The following is a 17,592-nucleotide window of genomic DNA, read 5'->3' as shown; positions in this document are numbered from 1 at the left end:
TTAACGAAAGGTTTCCATGACAGTGCATGGATCAGTGATAAAAGCTTGTAACTTCCGATCCGCGATCAATCCTTGAGTTCCTCCAGCCCGGCAAAGAGCCGCAGCGCCTCGGGATTGGCGAGCGCTTCCTGGTTCTTCACCGGCCTGTTGTGGACGACCTCGCGCACGGCGAGCTCGACGATCTTGCCGGATTTGGTGCGGGGAATATCGGCGACCGCGATGATCTTGGCCGGCACATGGCGCGGCGAGGCGCCGGTGCGTATCCGCGTCTTGATCGCCTTGATCAGGTCCTCGCCCAGCGTCACGCCGGCAGCAAGGCGGACGAACAGGACGACCCGCACGTCGTCGTCCCACTCCTGGCCGATGCACAGCGCCTCGGCCACCTCCGCCATCTGCTCCACCTGATTGTAGATCTCGGCCGTGCCGATGCGCACACCGCCGGGATTGAGCGTCGCATCCGAACGGCCGTGGATGATCAGACCGCCATGCTCCGTCCATTCGGCAAAGTCGCCGTGGCACCAGACATTGTCGAAGCGGTCGAAATAGGCGGCGCGATATTTGGCGCCGTCGGGATCGTTCCAGAACATCACCGGCATCGAGGGAAAGGCCTTGGTGCAGACGAGTTCACCCTTCTCACCACGCACCGGCTTGCCGTCATCGTTCCAGACGTCGACCGCAAGGCCGAGGCCGGCCCCCTGGATCTCGCCGCGCCAGACCGGCTGCAGCGGATTGCCGAGCACGAAGCAGGAAACGATATCGGTGCCGCCCGATATCGAGGCGAGCTGCACGTCTTCCTTGATGCCCTCATAGACGAAAGTGAAGCCCTCGGGCGACAGCGGCGAGCCGGTGGAGGTCATCAGCCGCAGGCTGGAGAGATCGTGGCTTGCGCGCGGCGTCAGCCCGCTCTTGCGCACCGCATCGATATATTTGGCCGAGGTGCCGAAGATCGCGAATTTCTCGGCAGCGGCATAATCGAACAGCACGTTGCCGTCCGGGGCAAAGGGCGAACCGTCGAACAGGCAGAGCGTGGCGCCGCTGGCAAGGCCGCTGACCAGCCAGTTCCACATCATCCAGCCGCAGGTGGTGAAGTAGAACAGCTTCTCGCCCGCCTCGAGACCGCAATGCAGCCGCTGTTCCTTGAGATGTTGCAACAGCGTGCCGCCGGCCGAATGGACGATGCATTTGGGCACGCCCGTCGTGCCTGAAGAAAACAGGATGTAGAGCGGATGGGCAAAGGCGAGCGGCGTGAACTCGACCTCCTTTACCGTATAGGGCGCGACGAAGGCCTCCAGCGTCGAAGCGCCGGGCGTTGTGCGCGCCACCGCTTCGGCATCGCCGGCGTAATGAACGATGACCGTCGGCACGCTCAAGCTCTTTGCAACGGTTGCCACCTTGGCGCCGACGTCCTGCAGCTTGCCGGAATACCAATAGGCATCGCAGGCGATGAACAGCCTGGGACCGATCTGGCCGAAGCGGTCGAGCACGCCCTGCTCGCCGAAATCAGGTGAGCAGGACGACCAGATGGCACCGATCGAGGCGGCGGCCAGCATGGCTGCAACGGTCTCCGGCATGTTCGGCATCATCGCGGCGATACGGTCGCCCTCACCAATGCCATGCGCCCTGAAGGCCTGCTGCAGCTTCGAGACCAGCGCCCGCAGCCGGTCCCATGACCAGCGGTCCGCAGCCTTGTCCTCGCCGCGGAAGATGATCGCATCACCCTCGCCGCGCCCCGAGAGCAGGTTCTCGGCGAAGTTCAGCGTCGCATCGGGAAAGAAGCGGGCCTCCAGCATGCGGTCGCCGTCGATCAGCACCTCAGCGCCGCGCTCTCCCTTCACGCCGCAGAAATCCCACACAGTCGACCAGAACTTCTCCCGCTCGGCCACCGACCAGGCATGCAGATCCTCAAAGCCGGAAAGCGCAAGCCCGAAATCGGCATTGCAGCGCGCCATAAAGGCATGGATCGGGCTTTTTGCAACGGCCTCGTCCGAGGGCACCCAAAGTGGTCTGTTATCCTGCATTCAATCCTCCTCCCCAATGCCGCCTTTATATCATGCTGCATTGCATTATAAAGTGCGGAACCGCCGGGATTCCAGCCTGCGCATTCGGACGCACGATGCGTCGCTTCAAAGTGCCGCGGCGTCTTCAGCGCGTCTGAAACGATCGGCGTCACTGTGGGGGATTTGCATATGCCGGATATTTCCTATATCCGGCGAAATCAGCGCTTAACGGGATAACCGGCTGAATTGCCGGCGGAGATCATGAGCACGTCAAGACATCGCAGGTGGCGCAGGAAGATCGGACCCGTTTCGCGCTGGCTGCCGGCCTTTGCCCGCCTGTCGACGGTGTTCCTGCTGATCGCGCTGGCGCTTTTCGTGGCGCTCCGGGTCACCGCACCCTATCTGATCACCACCGGTTTTGTGCGCTCTGGCATCGAGGACGCCCTGTCGAAATGGACGGGCTACCATGCCGAAATCAAGGGCAGTCCGGTTCTCGAATTCTGGCCGACGCCGCGCATCACGCTGAACCAGATCACCATCCGCCAGCCGCGCGACAGCGGCGACAAGCTGCTCGGCAGCATCGACAGCCTGTCGGCCGATTTCAGCCTCATCGATGCGCTGAGAGGCCGCACCAGCTTCCACGAATTCCATCTGGTGCGTCCCAACCTGGCGCTGACGCGCGACGACAAAGGCCTGATCGACTGGAGTTATGCCGGCCTGCTCGCTCGCGCGATCAGCGGCGTGCGCTATGAAAACGGCGCCGAGGTGCTCGATCCCGATCTCGATGCCGAAATCGGCGCGGTGACGGTCGAAGACGGCACGTTTGCGGTGACCGATATCAAGACCGCCAAAACCTATCGTTTCGACAGCGTCACTGCGGATATCGCCTGGCCGAGACTATCCGGCGCGATCTCGGCTGTTATCATCGCCCGCATCAACGGCGAAGACCTGAAGGTCGATTTCGCCTCGCGCCAGCCGCTGCTCGCCTTTGCCGGCAGGAATGCCGAAACGCGGACGTCGCTCACATCGAACCTGCTGACGGCGCACTTCCAGGGAATTGCCAGCATCGCCAGCCTTTCGGCCCTTTCCGGCAACATCACCGCCAGCATTCCCGATATGCCCGCACTTCTCAAATGGTCGGGCAAATCGATCCCCGGGATCGCAACGCTGAAGAGCGCCTCGCTGGAATCCGACATCATGTCGTCGGGCAACGGGCTGCGCTTCAACAATCTCAGCCTGTCGCTGAACGAAGCGAGCGCCACGGGGGTGATGGACCTTTTCACCCAACCCGGCAAACGGCCGAAGATCGGCGGCACGCTCGCCTTCGACCAGATGAACCTCAAGCCGTTCCTCGACGCCTTCGCGCTCAGGCTCGCCGCCGGCGAGGCGGGGGAAATCTCCGCCGGCATCAGCGGGCCGCTGCGGCTGCTCGATGTCGACGTCAGGCTTTCGGCGCGGCGCGCACAGATGGGTCTGTTCTCGCTCTCCGATGTCGGCGCCAGCATGATCGTCGCCGGCGGCGAAGCGAAATTCGACATCGGCGACAGCCGGTTTGAAGGCGGCGAGATGACCGCGCATCTGGAAGCGACCCAGCGCGACTTCGACGGCGGCGGCAAGCTGCAGCTGTCGATCAGGGACGCCGACTTCGCAGCCCTTGCCGAGCGCCTGCAGCTGAAGGGACCGCTGCCGCTGGCGACGGGATCGCTCGATCTCGACCTACAGTCGCCGAAGGCGATCTGGACGACCGGTCTTGCCGACGTTACCGGCAGGCTGCACTTCTGGACAAGGGAAGGCACGATCCCCGGCATCGATGCCGCGGCGCTGAGGACGCAGGCAGCCGAAAAACCGTTCTTTCCGCTGAGTGCTGCGGCAGGCGGTGCCTTCGCTTTCAACCAGCTGAACCTGCAGGCCGATTTCGCCAACGGTTCCGCCGAGATGCACGACGCTAAGATCGCCGGCACGGCCGAGACGCTGACGCTTTCCGGCGTCATCACCTATCAGTCGAACGGGCTGGCGCTGTCCGGATCGCTGGAGTCGACCGATCCGGCCAAGGCGGCGGATCTGCCGCTTCTGCCCTTCTTCATCGGCGGCTCCTGGCCGAACCCGGTGATCTCGCCGGTTCCACTCTTCGGCACCACGCCCCACGCGCAGTAGAATTAAGCGCCGGCGGCGGCGGCACGCTCGTCCCGCTGGCGCTGGATTTCGCGACGCTTGGTGACGATCGAGGCGCAGATGACGCCGACCGCGACGATGCCGATCAGGATCGTGCACACCGCGTTGATCTCAGGCGTTACTCCACGGCGCACTTGGCTGTAGATCTTCATCGGCAGCGTGGTGGCGCCCGGCCCCGAGGTGAAGCTGGCGATCACCAGATCGTCGAGAGACAGGGTGAAGGCAAGGATCCAGCCTGAGATCACGGCCGGCGCGATGATCGGCAGGGTGATCTCGAAAAAGGTGCGCACCGGCGGCGCGCCGAGGTCCTGTGCCGCTTCCTCGATCGACCGATCGAAGCTCAGCAGCCGAGACTGCACGACGACGGCGACGAAGCACATGGTCAGCGTCGTATGCGCCAGCATGATCGTCCAGAAACCACGGTCGAAGCCGATCGCGACGAAGAGCAACAGAAGCGACAGGCCGGTGATGACGTCAGGCATGACGAGCGGCGCGTAGATCATGCCCGAAAACAGCATGCGGCCGCGAAAGCGGGTGTAGCGCACCAGCGTCAGCGCCGCCATCGTGCCGAGGATCGTTGCGAGCGTCGCCGACAGCAGGCCGACACGGATCGTCACCCAGGCGGCGTCGAGCAGGCTCTGATTCGACAGCAGCGAGACATACCACTTGGTGGAGAAGCCGCCCCAGACGGTGACGAGCTTCGATTCGTTGAAGGAGAAGATCACCAGAAGCACGATCGGCAGGTAAAGGAAGGCAAAGCCGAGCGTGACGGAGACGATGTTGAAACGGGTCCATCTCTGCATGACTTACTTCCCCCGCTCTTCGGCCTTGGCCTGTGCGTTCTGGAAGAAGACGATCGGGATCACCAGGATCATCAGCAGGATCGTTGCCACCGCCGAGGAGACCGGCCAGTCGCTGTTGGCGTTGAACTCGTTCCAGAGCGTCTTGCCGATCATCAGCGTCTGCGAACCGCCGAGCAGGTCGGGAATGACGAATTCACCGACGGCGGGAATGAAGACCAGCATGCAGCCGGCCACCACACCGGGGATCGACAGCGGAAAGGTGACGCGCCAGAAGGCCCGGATCGGCGTGCAGCCGAGATCCTGGGCCGCCTCGATCAGCGTGCCGTCCATCTTTTCCAGCGCCGAATAGAGCGGCAGCACCATGAAGGGCAGATAGGAATAGACGATGCCGATATAGACGGCGGTATTGGTGTTGAGGATGATCAACGGGCTGTCGATGATGTGCAGCGACTGGAGAAGCTGGTTGAGAAGCCCTTCCGGTTTCAGGATGGCGATCCAGGAATAGACGCGGATCAGGAAACTCGTCCAGAACGGCAGGATGACCAGCATCACCAGCGCCGGGCGGATGGTGCGCGGCGCCTGCGCCATGCCATAGGCGATCGGATAGGCGATCAGCAGCATCAAGAAGGTCGAAATCGCCGCGATGGTAACGCTCGACAGATAGGCGTTGAAGTAGAGCGGGTCGTCCGTGAGGTAGCCGTAATTGTCGAAGGAGAAGGTCGCAACCTTGCCCCAGAAACCGCTCCAGCCGTCGGCAGAGGAGAAGACCGGTTCATAAGGCGGCATGGCAATCGCCTTCGTCGACAGCGAGATGCGCAAGACGATGAAGAACGGCGCCAGGAAGAAGAGCAGCAGCCAGGCATAAGGGATGGTGATGACGAGCCGATTGTAGAGGCCGGAGGTGAGCTTGCCCATGATCTCAATCCTTCAGCAGAACGCCGGCATTCTCGTCGAACGAGATCCAGACGTCCTGGTCGTAGGTGAAGGGATCGTCGACGGAGCGCTGCGCATTGAGGGACGAGGCCTTGACGACCTTGCCGCTCTGCAATTTCACATGGAAGACGGTCATGTCGCCGAGATAGGCGATGTCCCAGAGTTCGCCGGTGGCGGCGTTGACCGAAGCGTTGGCCGGCGGCTGGCGGGTGACCCGCATCTTTTCCGGCCGGATGGCGAAGCCGACGGCGCTGCCGGCCGGTGGCGTCTCAGCAGCGGCAACACGGACGCTGAAACCGCTGTCGACTGATATCTCGACGGTGCCGTTGCCCGATGAGGCGACCTTGCCGTCGAAGATGTTCACATCGCCGATGAAATCCGCGACGAAGCGGGAATTCGGCGCCTCGTAGATCTCCGCCGGTGTGGCCACCTGCACGACCTTGCCGTGGCTCATGACGGCGATGCGGTCGGCCATGGTCATCGCCTCTTCCTGGTCGTGGGTGACGACGACGAAGGTGAGGCCGAGGCTCTGCTGCAGGTCCATCAGCTCGAACTGGGTTTCCTCGCGCAGCTTCTTATCGAGCGCGCCGAGCGGTTCGTCGAGCAGCAGCACCTTCGGGCGCTTGGCGAGCGAGCGGGCGAGCGCCACGCGCTGGCGCTGGCCGCCGGAGAGCTGGTTCGGCTTGCGCGAGGCGAACTGCTCGAGCTTGACGAGCTTCAGCATCTGCGCGACGCGGTCGGTCATCTCATCCTGCGCCATACCGTCCTGCTTCAGGCCGAAGGCGATATTCTTCTCGACCGTCATGTGCGGGAAAAGCGCATAGGACTGGAACATCATATTGACCGGCCGCTTGTAGGGCGGCGTGCCGGCCATATCGGTGCCGTCGAGCACGATCTCGCCCGAGGTCGGCTGCTCGAAGCCGGCGAGCATGCGCAGCAGCGTGGACTTGCCGCAGCCCGAAGCACCGAGCAGCGCGAAGAACTCGCGGTGATAGATATTCAGCGACAGATCGTCGACGGCGGTAAAATCGCCGAAACGCTTGGTGACATTCCTGAAGGCAATGAAGGGTTTTGCAGAGGGATCGGTCCAGGGCGCGAAAGCGCGGCGGATATTGCCGAGAGACTTCATATTATTCCCCGAAATACAACGGTTTTTCCGGCCTCCACCCGGGCCGGTAATTGAAAGGCCCGGACGTTTCCGCCCGGGCCCAAGACTGCATTACTGGCCGGTGACGACCTTCGTCCACAGGCGCGTCCCCAGACGCTGCGTTTTCGGATCCCAGGGCTTGACCGTGAAGAGGTTCTTCATCACGGCCTCTGTGGGATAGACGGCCGGGTCTTCCAGAATGTCCTTGCTGACGAACTGCTGCGAGGCCTTGTTGCCGTTGGCATAGAAGGTGTGGTCGCTCGCCTTGGCGATGACCTCAGGCTTCATCATGTAGTTCAGGAATTCGTGGGCTTCGGCGACGTGGGGCGCATCAGCGGGAATGGCCATCATGTCGAACCACATCTGGGCGCCCTGCGGGGGAACCGAATAATTGACCTCGACGCCGTTCTTGGCTTCGGCAGCACGGTCACGCGCCTGCAGCATGTCGCCGGAATAGCCGAAGGCGATGCAGATGTCGCCGTTGGCAAGCGCATTGATATATTCGGAGGAATGGAACTTGCGGACATAGGGGCGCATAGCCGTCAGCAGCTCTTCGGCCTTCTTGAAATCCTCAGCCTTGGTGGAGTTCGGGTCGAGGCCGAGATAACGAAACGCCGTGGTGATGACGTCCTTCGGCGTGTCGAGCACGTAGATGCCGCAATCCTTGAACTTTGCGGCGACCTTCGGATCGAAGATCACTTCGAGGCCGGGCTTGGCATCGGGACCGAGGATTTCGGCGACCTTCTTGACATTGTAGCCGATGCCGTCGGTGCCCCACATGTAATCGACCGCGTGTTCGTTGCCCGGGTCGTATTCGGCGGTGCGCTGCTGGATCACATCCCACATGTTGGAAAGGTTCGGCAGTTTCGACTTGTCGAGCTTCTGGAAGACGCCGGCCTGGATCTGGCGCTGCAGGAAGTCGGCCGTGGGAACGACGACATCATACCCCGTGCCGCCGGCAAGCAGCTTGGTTTCCACGGTCTCGTTGGAATCGAAGGTGTCGTAGACGACTTTGATGCCGGTTTCCTTGGTGAAATCGGCAAGGATGCTGTCGTCGATATAATCCGACCAGTTATAGACGTTGACGACGCGCTCCTGGGCAAAGGCCGGCGCGGCGGCTAGGAGCGCGGCAACGGCGGCGGCCGTCACGCTTGGAATGATTGACCTCATGACTTCTCCTGTTTGTTCAAAGAGCCCGCACCCCCGGACGTCTTTTCCCTCTGGTTTTATCAGCAGACTAAGAAGGAATTTCACAGCCCACAAGCGCAAAATCCTGCGCCTTCAATGATTTCACAATCACTGGAAATCGAAGGCGCTGAGCCCCGCCACCATCTCGTCGAGCCCGAGCGGCCGCGTCACCGGCGGCTCGGCGCGGGAAAGGCAGCCGCGCCGCTCGCAAAGGCGACAGGCAGGACCGATCGCGACCGGCTCGAGCGCCGTCACCTGGCCGTAGACCAGCGTCTCGCCAAGGGCTGCGTCGCAGCCGATCAGGATCGCGGTGCGCCTTATCCTTTCGCCGAATTCGACGCTCGGCCCCTCCAGCGTGCGGGCGACCGTCAGGAAGGAGGCGCCATCCGGCATGACCACCGTTTCGGCCAGAATCTGGCCCGGCTGCAGGAAGGCGGCGTGGAGATTGAGCTTCGGACAGCCGCCGCCGAAGCGGGCCTGCGGAAAACCCTGGGCGCCTGCCCGGCGCAACCGGTGGCCCGCGGCATCGATCTCGATCAGGAAGAAGGGAATGGCGGCCGCACCCGGGCGCTGCAGCATCGTCAGGCGGGCGGCGGCATGGCCGAAGGAGACGCCGAAGCGCGCCCTGAGAATATCGATATCGTAGCGTGTCGCCTTTGCCGCCGACAGGAAGGCCTCATAGGGCATGGCGAGCGCCAGGGCGGCGATGCGGGCAAGCTCGAAGCGGGCGATGCGGCGCGCTTCGGCCGAAGAGAGCGCGAGATCGTCGAGCTCGGCATCGATGGCCGGCAGCAAAGCGAGGGTCGCCGCCTCGACTGATATCTCGTGCGCGCGGTCAGCCGGCGACAGGCGCTCCGAGATGAAAAGCCGCATCGAATGACGATCGAAGCGGCGGCGCAGATCCGGCATGACGTGCACCGGCAGCACCCGCACCGCGATGCCACGCTCGGCGCGCAGCCAGTCCTTCAGCCCGGCGGCAAGATCGAGGCCGCCGGGAAGTGTCGCGGCAAAGGTCTCCGCCGCCGTCTCTATCCGTGCGAAATAGGCAGACCGGCGTTCCAGCGCCTCGCGCACCTCGTCGAGCGGCAAGCGGCCGGCGGCGACGGGCGCATGGCCCTCGGCGGCCATCAACGCCGTCAGATCGGACAGCCGTGCCGCCTGCTCGCGATAGGCGCGGTAGAGCTTGATCATGCCGCTTGCGGCATTGGGCGCGGCCTCGGCCACCTCGACCAGTTCCTGGTCGCCGGGCAATTCGCCTGATAGCAGCGGATCGGCAAAGACCTCCTTGAGCTGGCCGAGACTGCCGCCGGTCTGCCCGCGCAACTCCTCCAGATCGACCCGGTAGACGGCCGCGAGCTTCAACAGGAGCTGCACCGTCAGCGGCCGCTGGTTGCGCTCGATCAGGTTCAGGTAAGAGGGCGATATTTCAAGCGCCTCGGCCATGGCAGTCTGCGTCAGCGCCAGCGCATTGCGGATGCGCCGCAGTTTCGGGCCTGCGAATATCTTCCGTTCCGCCATGTGACACCCTTTGACAAGTCAGCGGCGCCAATCTTTACAAAATTTTACAAATTCACAGCGCCGCTCTGTCAATCCTCGTCATCTTAACCTCTTTCATGCCAGCAAATCAAAGGTTTTTCTGGTCATGCAGCGCGATATTGTCAATCTTGTCATCAGCACCCCGATATCGGTTTTTAGTGAGGAGATCAGCATGACCGATTTTTACAAACTTGTTCCCAACGCACCGCCTGGTCGTTTCGACGGCATCGACAGGCCGTACTCGGCCGCTGACGTGCAGCGGCTCAGGGGCTCGGTGGCGCTCACCCATACGCTTGCCGAAATAGGGGCGGACCGGTTGTGGCGGCTCTTACACCAGGAGGATTTCGTCAATGCGCTCGGCGCGCTTTCCGGCAATCAGGCCATGCAGATGGTGCGCGCCGGGCTGAAGGCGATCTATCTCTCCGGCTGGCAGGTGGCGGCCGACGCCAATACCGCATCGGCAATGTATCCCGATCAGTCGCTCTACCCCGCCAATGCCGGGCCGGAGCTTGCCAAGCGCATCAACCGCACGCTGCAGCGCGCCGATCAGATCGAGACCTCGGAGGGCCAGGGGCTTTCCGTCGACACCTGGTTCGCACCGATCGTCGCCGATGCCGAAGCCGGCTTCGGCGGGCCGCTCAACGCCTTCGAGATCATGAAGGCCTATATCGAGGCGGGTGCCGCCGGCGTCCATTTCGAGGACCAGCTCGCCTCGGAGAAGAAATGCGGCCATCTCGGCGGCAAGGTGCTGATTCCGACGGCCGCCCATATCCGCAATCTCGATGCCGCCCGGCTTGCCGCCGACGTCATGGGCGTGGCGACGCTGGTGATTGCCCGCACCGATGCCGAAGCGGCAAAACTGCTGACCTCCGATATCGACGAGCGCGACCAGCCCTTCGTCGATTATGATGCCGGGCGCACGGTCGAAGGCTTCTATCAGGTCAGGAACGGCATCGAGCCCTGCATCGCCCGGGCTGTGGCCTATGCGCCGCATTGCGATCTCATCTGGTGCGAGACCTCGAAACCGGATCTCGATCAGGCGCGCCGCTTTGCCGAAGGCGTGCACAAGGTCTACCCCGGCAAGCTGCTCGCCTATAATTGTTCGCCGTCCTTCAACTGGAAGAAGAACCTCGACGAGGCGACGATCGCAAAGTTCCAGCGCGAGCTCGGGGCGATGGGCTACAAGTTCCAGTTCATCACGCTCGCCGGCTTCCACCAGCTGAATTACGGCATGTACGAGCTGGCGCGCGGCTACAAGCAGCGGCAGATGTCGGCCTATTCCGAGCTGCAGCAGGCGGAATTCGACGCCGAGGTCAACGGCTATACCGCCACTAAACATCAGCGCGAGGTCGGCACCGGCTATTTCGACGCCGTGTCGCTCGCCATCACCGGCGGCCGCTCGTCGACCACGGCGATGCACGATTCAACCGAACAGGCGCAGTTCAAACCGGCTGCGGAATAACCCAAAGAGGAGGAGAAGATCATGGCATCCATTTCACGCGTCCGGGAACGGGCCGAAGAGCAGTCGACCAGCATGAGCGAGGATCAGCAGACGACGATCCGCATGCTCGCCAACGACCTGCACCGGCTGAACCAATCAGTCATGAAGGCGGTCGAGGCCGGCGTCTCGGTCGAGCTGGTGCGCTCGGCCCGCCATCACGGCGGCGACGGCAACTGGGGCGACCTGCTGATCCCCGTCGTCGTCACCAACCGGCATTGAAGAGAAGGCCCGCGCATCCCACTGCATAATTCCTTAAATCGGAATCGATTTAACGATTAAATTATGCAGCAATTCAAAGTGTTACAGCGTCCTTTGCGCGTCTGAATAGACGCGCGGCGCTGTAAGAGATGCGCGGGCGCTTCACTAAACGTCAGCCGCGGCTCGGCCGTTTTCCGGCGAAGAGATCGGCATAACTTCGGATCAGCCTGGTCATGCGGTCGGCGACCGTGCGGATCTCCGGGCGATGACGGTCCTCGGCATTCATGACGATCCATTGCGCATGGCGCAATTCCGGCAGCTCGCCGCCCAGCCGTTGCAAATCGGGATGGAGATCGCCGACGAAACAGGGAAGCACAGCCTTGCCGGCACCGGCGCGCACCAGATCCGGCAGCGACCGCGGCCGGTTGACGCTGGCGACGATTGCGGCGGCCGCATGGACGTGCGGCCAGCGCAGATAGGCCGATATCGCCTCCTCCTCGGCAACCGCAATCCAGCGTTCATCCGTCTCGGCGGCGTTGCGTCTGATATAGACGGCATAGGCGACCTCGCCGAGCCGACGGGCGGCAAGATTGGCCTCTTCAGGCTCGAAGGCGCGAATGCCGATATCGCTCTCGCGATAGGCCAGGCTCGCCCGCGCCTCGCCGATGGTCAGCGAAATGGCAAAGCCATCGCCCGGCATGCGGATGGCGGCGAAATTCTCCGTCAGCAGCCAGGCGAGCCAGGTGCCGGCGGTAATCCTGACGGTCGTGCCCCCCTCGCCCGATTGCCGCCACGCCTCCACCTTGCGGGCGGCGGCCTCCATTTCCTGCAGATGATCGAGCAGCGCCTGGCCGTCCTGGGTCAGGCGATAGCCGGTCTGGCTGCGCGAAAACAGCGCGCGGCCGACCTCCTGTTCGAGATCGAGCATGCGCCGACCGACGGTCGCGGGGCTGAGTCCGCTTGCCGTACTTGCCCCCGTCAGGCCGCCGAGCCGGGCGACCTGCAGGAAAAGCTGGTAGGAATCCCAATTCGCGTTTTTCATCGATGAAAAACATAGCGGGATTTCCTCTGTTTATGAAGAGATATTCGATGCCTAAATCAGGAGATGTCTTCTACAGAAAGGACATCGCCATGATCGACGTGATCACCATCGCAGGCATCCAGGGATATCGGCACACTTGCAGTCCGGGCAAAGGCAAGACCGACGAGGATCGATTCTATGCCGAGTTCGGAGACAGCGGCCTCGTCAACTTCGCCGCCTGGCTGACCTCGCTCGATCTCAATCTCAAACTGCGCCGCAAAGCTGCGGCGCAATCCGGCGGCAGCTGCGGCTGCGCTCCTCAGGCGACCTTCCTGGTCCCGAGGTGAGCGGCCGCGGGCTGCGCGACAATGCGGAAGCGTTCGATCAGCGCCATCAGCGTATCGGCTTCGCCGGCAAGCAGGCGGCTTGCCTGCGTCGTCTCGGCCACCATCGCGGCGTTCTTCTGGGTCATCTGGTCCATGGCGTTCACCGAACCGTTGACCTCCTGAAGTGCCGCCGACTGATCGCGGCTGGCCGTGGCGATGGTCTCGACATGGCCGCTGATCGCGATGATCTCGTGGCTGATCGCGGCAAGGACGCTGCCGGTCTTCTGCACCAGTTCGGACCCTACCGTCACCTCGCGGCTGGATGTCTCGATCAGCGACTTGATCTCGCGCGCCGCATCGGCCGAACGCTGGGCGAGTTCGCGGACTTCCTGGGCGACGACGGCAAAACCCTTGCCCGCCTCGCCGGCGCGGGCCGCCTCGATGCCGGCGTTCAGCGCCAGGAGATTGGTCTGGAAGGCGATCTCGTCGATCACTTCGATGATCTGCTCGATGCGCTGCGAGGCCTCTTCGATGCGCTCCATGGCGGCGACGGCGTCGCCGACGACGGCGCCGGAATTGTCGGCCGTCTTCTTGGTCGCAGCCACGACATTGTTGGCTTCGCGCGCACGTTCGGCAGAAGAGCGAACCGTGACGGTGATCTCTTCTACCGCCGCGGCCGTCTCCTCAAGGCTTGCCGCCTGCGCCTCGGTGCGTTTCGAAAGCTCGCCAGTGGAAACGGAGACGGCGCCGCTGTTGCGCTGGATGGTCGAGGCGCTGTCGCGGATGCCGGACAGCGTATCCTGGAGCCGCAGCAGCGAAGCGTTGAAATCGACACGCAGTTGCTCCAGCCGGCCGACGAAGGGCGTGCCGATCGTTTCCGAGACATCGCCCTGCGACAGGCGGCCGAGGCCGGCAGCAAGCTGGTTGACGGCAAAGTCGATCTGGCTGTCGAGCGAGCGTTTGTCGGCATCGTTCCTGGCGCGTTCGGCATCGCTCAAGGCGCGCTGTTCTGCAGCCTGGGTTTCGAGGTCCCGCCTGGCGCGGGCGCTGTCGCGGAACAGCGCCAAGGCCCGGCCGATATCGCCGAACTCGTTGTTCTTGGCAACGCAGGGGATCGCACCATCGAGATCGCCCGCGGAAATCGCGTGAACACTCGCGGTCAGCGCCTGCAAAGGCTTCACCGACAGGCGGATTGCATAGAAGGCGAGAACACCGACGATGAGCATGACGATGGCGCCGACGCCGAGCACCAGCATCTGCAGCTCATACATGCGCTGGTAATAGACCTCCATCGGAATGCCGATGAAGAGAATGCCGACATTGGCGTTCGATGCGTTCTTGATCGGGAAGTAACCGGTCATGAACTTGCGTCCGAAAAGCTCGGCCTGGCCGTAATAGGCTGCGCCCTTGGCGAGAACCGGCTGGGCGGGGTGTTCCGCCACAAGCTTGGTGCCGACGGCGCGGTCGCCGTTTTCCTTCTTGACGTTGGTGGAGATGCGGACGTAGTCGCCGCCCTGTTTCTGAAAGATGGTCGCGACACCGGCGATCGACTGCGCGGTGCGGTCGACCAGCGAATGATCGGCAAGGGCGGGGATGGCGTCTTCCGTGACGGTTGCGAGCTGGTTGTCCTTCAGCTCGACCTTTGCCGCCTGATCGGCCGCGCCGTAGAGAACGGCCATGGCGCGGGTGGCGTCCCTGGCGTCGGCGACCGCGCCGTCCATGACCTGGCGGCTCAGATTGTAATAGGTCACGCCGACAATGGCGGCGGTGCTGACCGTCAGCAGACACAGCGTGATCGCAACGATCTGACGGACGATCGACGTAGAGAAAAGGCGCAGCATCAAAACCCCCGGCAGACAAAACAAGGCTAAATTAGAGGAAAAGCGTTAAGGAAAATTTTCTGTAAATCAGGGCCGATGACAGCGCTGTTCCGATACGAAAAACGGCCCCGGAAGAAGCCGGGGCCGTTCGCATGAAGACAGATCGGGCGACGATCAGGCGGCGCGGTAGACCGGCGCGGCAGCCGCTTCGCCGTCGATCTTGAACTGCTGGATCAGCCTGCGGAGCGAATCGGCCTCGTCGGCCAGTTCGCGGCTGGCGGCGGTCGTCTCCTCGACCATGGCGGCATTCTGCTGCGTCATCTGGTCCATCTGATTGACCGTCGCGTTGACGCTCTGCAGCGCGTTGGACTGGTCGTGGCTGGCGCGGGCGATCATCTCGACATGCTGGCTGATCGTGACGATCTGGGCGCTGATCTTGGCGAGCACCGTGCCGGTCTCCTGGACGAATTGCGAGCCGGAGCTGACCTCGTTGGTCGACTTGTTGATCAGTCCCTTGATTTCCTGCGCCGCGGCGGCGGAACGCTGAGCAAGCTCGCGGACTTCCATCGCCACCACCGCGAAGCCCTTGCCGGCTTCGCCGGCGCGCGCCGCCTCGATGCCAGCGTTGAGCGCAAGCAAGTTGGTCTGGAAGGCGATCTCGTCGATGACGCCGATGATCTGCTCGATCTGGCGCGAGGCTTCCTCGATGCGACCCATCGCGTCGATCGCATTGCTGACGACGACGGCGGAATCGTCGGCGCTGCGCTTGGCCTGGCGGACGATCTGGTCGGCATCCTTGGCGCGTTCGGCCGACGAGCGGACGGTGACGGTGATCTCATCGACGGCGGCGGCGGTCTCTTCGAGCGAAGCGGCCTGCTGTTCGGTGCGCTTGGAGAGGTCCTCGGCCGACTGGGCCATCTGGTTGCCGTTGCCCTGGATCAGTTCGACATTGTCGCGGATCTGGCTCATCGTCGCCTGCAGGCGCATCATCGAGCCGTTGAAATCCTGGCGCAGCTGTTCGAGGCGGCCGATGAAGGGCGTTTCGATCGTCGTCGAGATATCGCCCTGCGACATGCGTTCGAGGCCGGCGGCGAGTGCATTGACGGCGAATTCGATCTGGCGATCCATCTCGCGCTTGTCGGCATCGTTGCGCTGGCGCTCATGTTCGGCGGCAGCGCGTTCCTCGTCGCTCTGTTCCTCGATGCGGATCTTCGAGATGGCGTTTTCCTTGAAAATGCCGAGCGCGCGGGCCATGTCGCCGATTTCATCGTGGCGCTGCTCGCCGGAGATATTGGTCTCCAGCGCGCCATCGGCGATGCGGCGCATCGCGGCGGTGATCTGGCTGATCGGGCGCTGCAGCGTCAGCACCAGGGCAAAGCCGCCGAGGATCGACAGGAGGATGCCGAGACCGGTGGTCATGACCGAGATGCTGTTTGCCTGGGTGCGCTCAGTGCCGGCCGTCTGCTTCTGCAGCTCGGCGAAATCGGTCAGCTTCTTCCAGATGCCGTCGAGCTCCTGGCGGGCCGCCGCATAGGCCGTGACGCGATCGCCGATCGTATCGACGATCTTCGAGCCGCCGCCGGAGATGGCATCAAGTGCGGGCTGGATCGCGCCGGAGATGCCTTCGGCAAAGCCCATGCCCTTGGCGCTGGTGATCAGCACCTGCATGTCCTTGCCGAGCGTGCCGGCCTGCTGCTGCAGGCGCACGAGATTATCCTTGCTTGAATTGGCGAGGAAATCGGAAAGCACGATCTGCAGCGCATAGACGGAATTTTCGAGGCGGCGCGTATCCTGAAGCACGGAATTGGTCTGGGCGATGCGGCCTTCGAGCTCGGCGAAGCGCTGTGTCGCCTCGCGCATCTTCTGCGTTGCCGTCAGCTGCGTATAGGTCGAGGTCTGGCGGAAGCGCGAGACGAGACGGCCGAGTTCGGCGATGTTCTCATCGGTCGGAGCGGGCATCGCGGTAATCGCCTTGATGCTGTCGATGGTTGCGGTCAGCGCGTCGATGACGTTCTTCTGATTGGTCGGAACCGAAATGGCGATCTGCCGCTGGGCCTTGATGATCGCCGGCATCTGTTCGTTGATGTAGGCGATCTTGTCCTGCGGCGTCTGCGGCTTGCTGTAGCCGCTGGCGACGGTGCCAAGGAAATCGCCACCTTTCAGCAGGCGGTCGGCCGTGCGCAGCGTGATGGTGGCGGCGCCCTCGTCGTTCTGCAGCGCGGTCTGCAATTCCTCGGCCTGGTAGGAGACCGTGAAGCGAGTGCTGATCAGGCTCTTCTGCGCCGCGTCGATCTGTTCATGCAGGGCCTGCTCCTGTTCATGCAGCGCCCACAGCTTGTCGACGACGCCCGATATATCCTTGGTGCGGCGCGACGCCTCGGCAAGGCTATCGCGGCCGGCGGCCTCATCGCCGACCTGGTTCAGCGTCTGGTCGAGCACGCCCTGCTGGGTCTTCAGTTCCGCAGTCAGCTTGTCGCGCGCCTGCTGGCTGGTGACGCGCAGGAAATCGTCCATCGAACCGTAGAGATCCTTGAACCCGCTCAGCGACTGCAGCACGCTGTTGGATATTTCCATGCGGCCCTGCAGCAGTCCGGAAGCGTAAAGGCCCGTCAGGCCCACCGCAGAAATGGTGACGACGAAAGGCAGAACGAAGATCAGGACCTTCGTCTTGATCCTGAAGCGGGAAAGAATCTTGTCAATCAACATGGCGTTCCGGGCCTTTCATACACCACTCCTCCCGCAGGCGGCCATCTGGCGCCAGCCGGGTACACATCAAGCCGTTCTTTAATTTACATTGGGGAACCCGGAAGCCAGGCGGCAGTCATTGCCAGTTCATGTCCAAACAACTTTGGAGATGCCCAAATAATCGCGGGCAATTGTGTCAGATTAGATATTAATTTTCGGATAAGCGGTTGCGGCGGATGAAGCCAAGGCGGTGAAATAGTTGCAA

Annotated in this window: 13 protein-coding genes; 4 read left to right on the top strand and 9 right to left on the bottom strand. The window is 62.9% G+C overall.

What is annotated here, in order from left to right:
• Positions 1-65 precede the first annotated feature (65 nt).
• Positions 66-2,018 (bottom strand): acetoacetate--CoA ligase, encoded by a 1,953-nt coding sequence (locus BBJ66_RS04355; RefSeq protein ID WP_071085237.1) that lies wholly within the window; start codon positions 2,016-2,018, stop codon positions 66-68.
• Positions 2,019-2,258: 240 nt separating this feature from the next.
• Between BBJ66_RS04355 and BBJ66_RS04350 the strand changes: the two genes are divergently transcribed.
• Positions 2,259-4,151, top strand: coding sequence for an AsmA family protein (locus BBJ66_RS04350; RefSeq protein ID WP_071085235.1), 1,893 nt, complete (start codon positions 2,259-2,261; stop codon positions 4,149-4,151).
• Between the two features lie 2 nt (positions 4,152-4,153).
• On the opposite strand, the gene BBJ66_RS04345 is transcribed toward BBJ66_RS04350, so the two are convergent.
• The 5 genes from BBJ66_RS04345 to BBJ66_RS04325 all read right to left on the bottom strand — a co-directional run bounded on the left by BBJ66_RS04345 (position 4,154) and on the right by BBJ66_RS04325 (position 9,758).
• On the bottom strand, positions 4,154-4,972 hold the full coding sequence (locus BBJ66_RS04345) for an ABC transporter permease (protein ID WP_049733037.1): 819 nt from the start codon (positions 4,970-4,972) through the stop codon (positions 4,154-4,156).
• A 3-nt stretch (positions 4,973-4,975) separates the two neighbouring features.
• Entirely contained in the window at positions 4,976-5,887 is a 912-nt protein-coding gene (locus tag BBJ66_RS04340) for an ABC transporter permease subunit (protein ID WP_049733038.1), read from the bottom strand.
• A gap of 4 nt (positions 5,888-5,891) precedes the next feature.
• Positions 5,892-7,034, bottom strand: a complete 1,143-nt coding sequence (locus BBJ66_RS04335) for an ABC transporter ATP-binding protein (protein WP_049733039.1) — start codon at positions 7,032-7,034, stop codon at positions 5,892-5,894.
• A 90-nt stretch (positions 7,035-7,124) separates the two neighbouring features.
• A complete protein-coding gene (locus BBJ66_RS04330; protein WP_049733040.1) occupies positions 7,125-8,222 on the bottom strand; it encodes a polyamine ABC transporter substrate-binding protein in 1,098 nt (365 codons plus the stop codon).
• Positions 8,223-8,348: 126 nt separating this feature from the next.
• Complete coding sequence (locus BBJ66_RS04325) at positions 8,349-9,758, bottom strand: helix-turn-helix domain-containing protein (RefSeq protein WP_071085233.1); 1,410 nt, start codon at positions 9,756-9,758, stop codon at positions 8,349-8,351.
• Between the two features lie 190 nt (positions 9,759-9,948).
• Here BBJ66_RS04325 and aceA point away from each other — a divergent pair, with 190 nt between their 5' ends.
• Positions 9,949-11,238 (top strand): isocitrate lyase, encoded by a 1,290-nt coding sequence (gene aceA, locus BBJ66_RS04320; RefSeq protein WP_071085720.1) that lies wholly within the window; start codon positions 9,949-9,951, stop codon positions 11,236-11,238.
• A gap of 21 nt (positions 11,239-11,259) precedes the next feature.
• A complete protein-coding gene (locus BBJ66_RS04315) occupies positions 11,260-11,496 on the top strand; it encodes an SMc00767 family acetate metabolism repressor (RefSeq protein WP_003584324.1) in 237 nt (78 codons plus the stop codon).
• Positions 11,497-11,647: 151 nt separating this feature from the next.
• On the opposite strand, the gene BBJ66_RS04310 is transcribed toward BBJ66_RS04315, so the two are convergent.
• The gene (locus BBJ66_RS04310) at positions 11,648-12,517 is read right to left on the bottom strand and encodes a LysR family transcriptional regulator (RefSeq protein ID WP_071085231.1); all 870 of its coding nucleotides are present in this window, start codon (positions 12,515-12,517) and stop codon (positions 11,648-11,650) included.
• An 89-nt stretch (positions 12,518-12,606) separates the two neighbouring features.
• Here BBJ66_RS04310 and BBJ66_RS04305 point away from each other — a divergent pair, with 89 nt between their 5' ends.
• Positions 12,607-12,843 (top strand): hypothetical protein, encoded by a 237-nt coding sequence (locus BBJ66_RS04305; RefSeq protein ID WP_049733157.1) that lies wholly within the window; start codon positions 12,607-12,609, stop codon positions 12,841-12,843.
• On the opposite strand, the gene BBJ66_RS04300 is transcribed toward BBJ66_RS04305, so the two are convergent.
• A complete protein-coding gene (locus tag BBJ66_RS04300; protein WP_071085229.1) occupies positions 12,816-14,663 on the bottom strand; it encodes a methyl-accepting chemotaxis protein in 1,848 nt (615 codons plus the stop codon). The genes BBJ66_RS04305 and BBJ66_RS04300 overlap by 28 nt on opposite strands.
• 153 nt (positions 14,664-14,816) lie before the next feature.
• Positions 14,817-17,348 carry a methyl-accepting chemotaxis protein gene (locus BBJ66_RS04295; protein WP_071085227.1) on the bottom strand — a complete coding sequence of 844 codons (2,532 nt, stop codon included), beginning with the start codon at positions 17,346-17,348 and terminating at the stop codon, positions 14,817-14,819.
• Positions 17,349-17,592: the final 244 nt, after the last annotated feature.

The sequence above is a fragment of the Rhizobium sp. RSm-3 genome (genome assembly GCF_001854685.1).
Taxonomy (GTDB): Bacteria; Pseudomonadota; Alphaproteobacteria; order Rhizobiales; family Rhizobiaceae; genus Rhizobium; species Rhizobium ecuadorense.
The sequence above is the reverse complement of the archived record's forward strand: the minus strand, read 5'-3'. Positions and strand labels throughout refer to the sequence as shown.

What these genes read in the sequence shown, in the direction of transcription:
- BBJ66_RS04355 (WP_071085237.1), bottom strand. Translation starts at nt 2,018, where the DNA reads ATGCAGGATAACAGACCACTTTGGGTGCCCTCGGACGAGGCCGTTGCA.
- BBJ66_RS04350 (WP_071085235.1), top strand. Translation starts at nt 2,259, where the DNA reads ATGAGCACGTCAAGACATCGCAGGTGGCGCAGGAAGATCGGACCCGTT.
- BBJ66_RS04345 (WP_049733037.1), bottom strand. Translation starts at nt 4,972, where the DNA reads ATGCAGAGATGGACCCGTTTCAACATCGTCTCCGTCACGCTCGGCTTT.
- BBJ66_RS04340 (WP_049733038.1), bottom strand. Translation starts at nt 5,887, where the DNA reads ATGGGCAAGCTCACCTCCGGCCTCTACAATCGGCTCGTCATCACCATC.
- BBJ66_RS04335 (WP_049733039.1), bottom strand. Translation starts at nt 7,034, where the DNA reads ATGAAGTCTCTCGGCAATATCCGCCGCGCTTTCGCGCCCTGGACCGAT.
- BBJ66_RS04330 (WP_049733040.1), bottom strand. Translation starts at nt 8,222, where the DNA reads ATGAGGTCAATCATTCCAAGCGTGACGGCCGCCGCCGTTGCCGCGCTC.
- BBJ66_RS04325 (WP_071085233.1), bottom strand. Translation starts at nt 9,758, where the DNA reads ATGGCGGAACGGAAGATATTCGCAGGCCCGAAACTGCGGCGCATCCGC.
- aceA (WP_071085720.1), top strand. Translation starts at nt 9,949, where the DNA reads ATGACCGATTTTTACAAACTTGTTCCCAACGCACCGCCTGGTCGTTTC.
- BBJ66_RS04315 (WP_003584324.1), top strand. Translation starts at nt 11,260, where the DNA reads ATGGCATCCATTTCACGCGTCCGGGAACGGGCCGAAGAGCAGTCGACC.
- BBJ66_RS04310 (WP_071085231.1), bottom strand. Translation starts at nt 12,517, where the DNA reads ATGAAAAACGCGAATTGGGATTCCTACCAGCTTTTCCTGCAGGTCGCC.
- BBJ66_RS04305 (WP_049733157.1), top strand. Translation starts at nt 12,607, where the DNA reads ATGATCGACGTGATCACCATCGCAGGCATCCAGGGATATCGGCACACT.
- BBJ66_RS04300 (WP_071085229.1), bottom strand. Translation starts at nt 14,663, where the DNA reads ATGCTGCGCCTTTTCTCTACGTCGATCGTCCGTCAGATCGTTGCGATC.
- BBJ66_RS04295 (WP_071085227.1), bottom strand. Translation starts at nt 17,348, where the DNA reads ATGTTGATTGACAAGATTCTTTCCCGCTTCAGGATCAAGACGAAGGTC.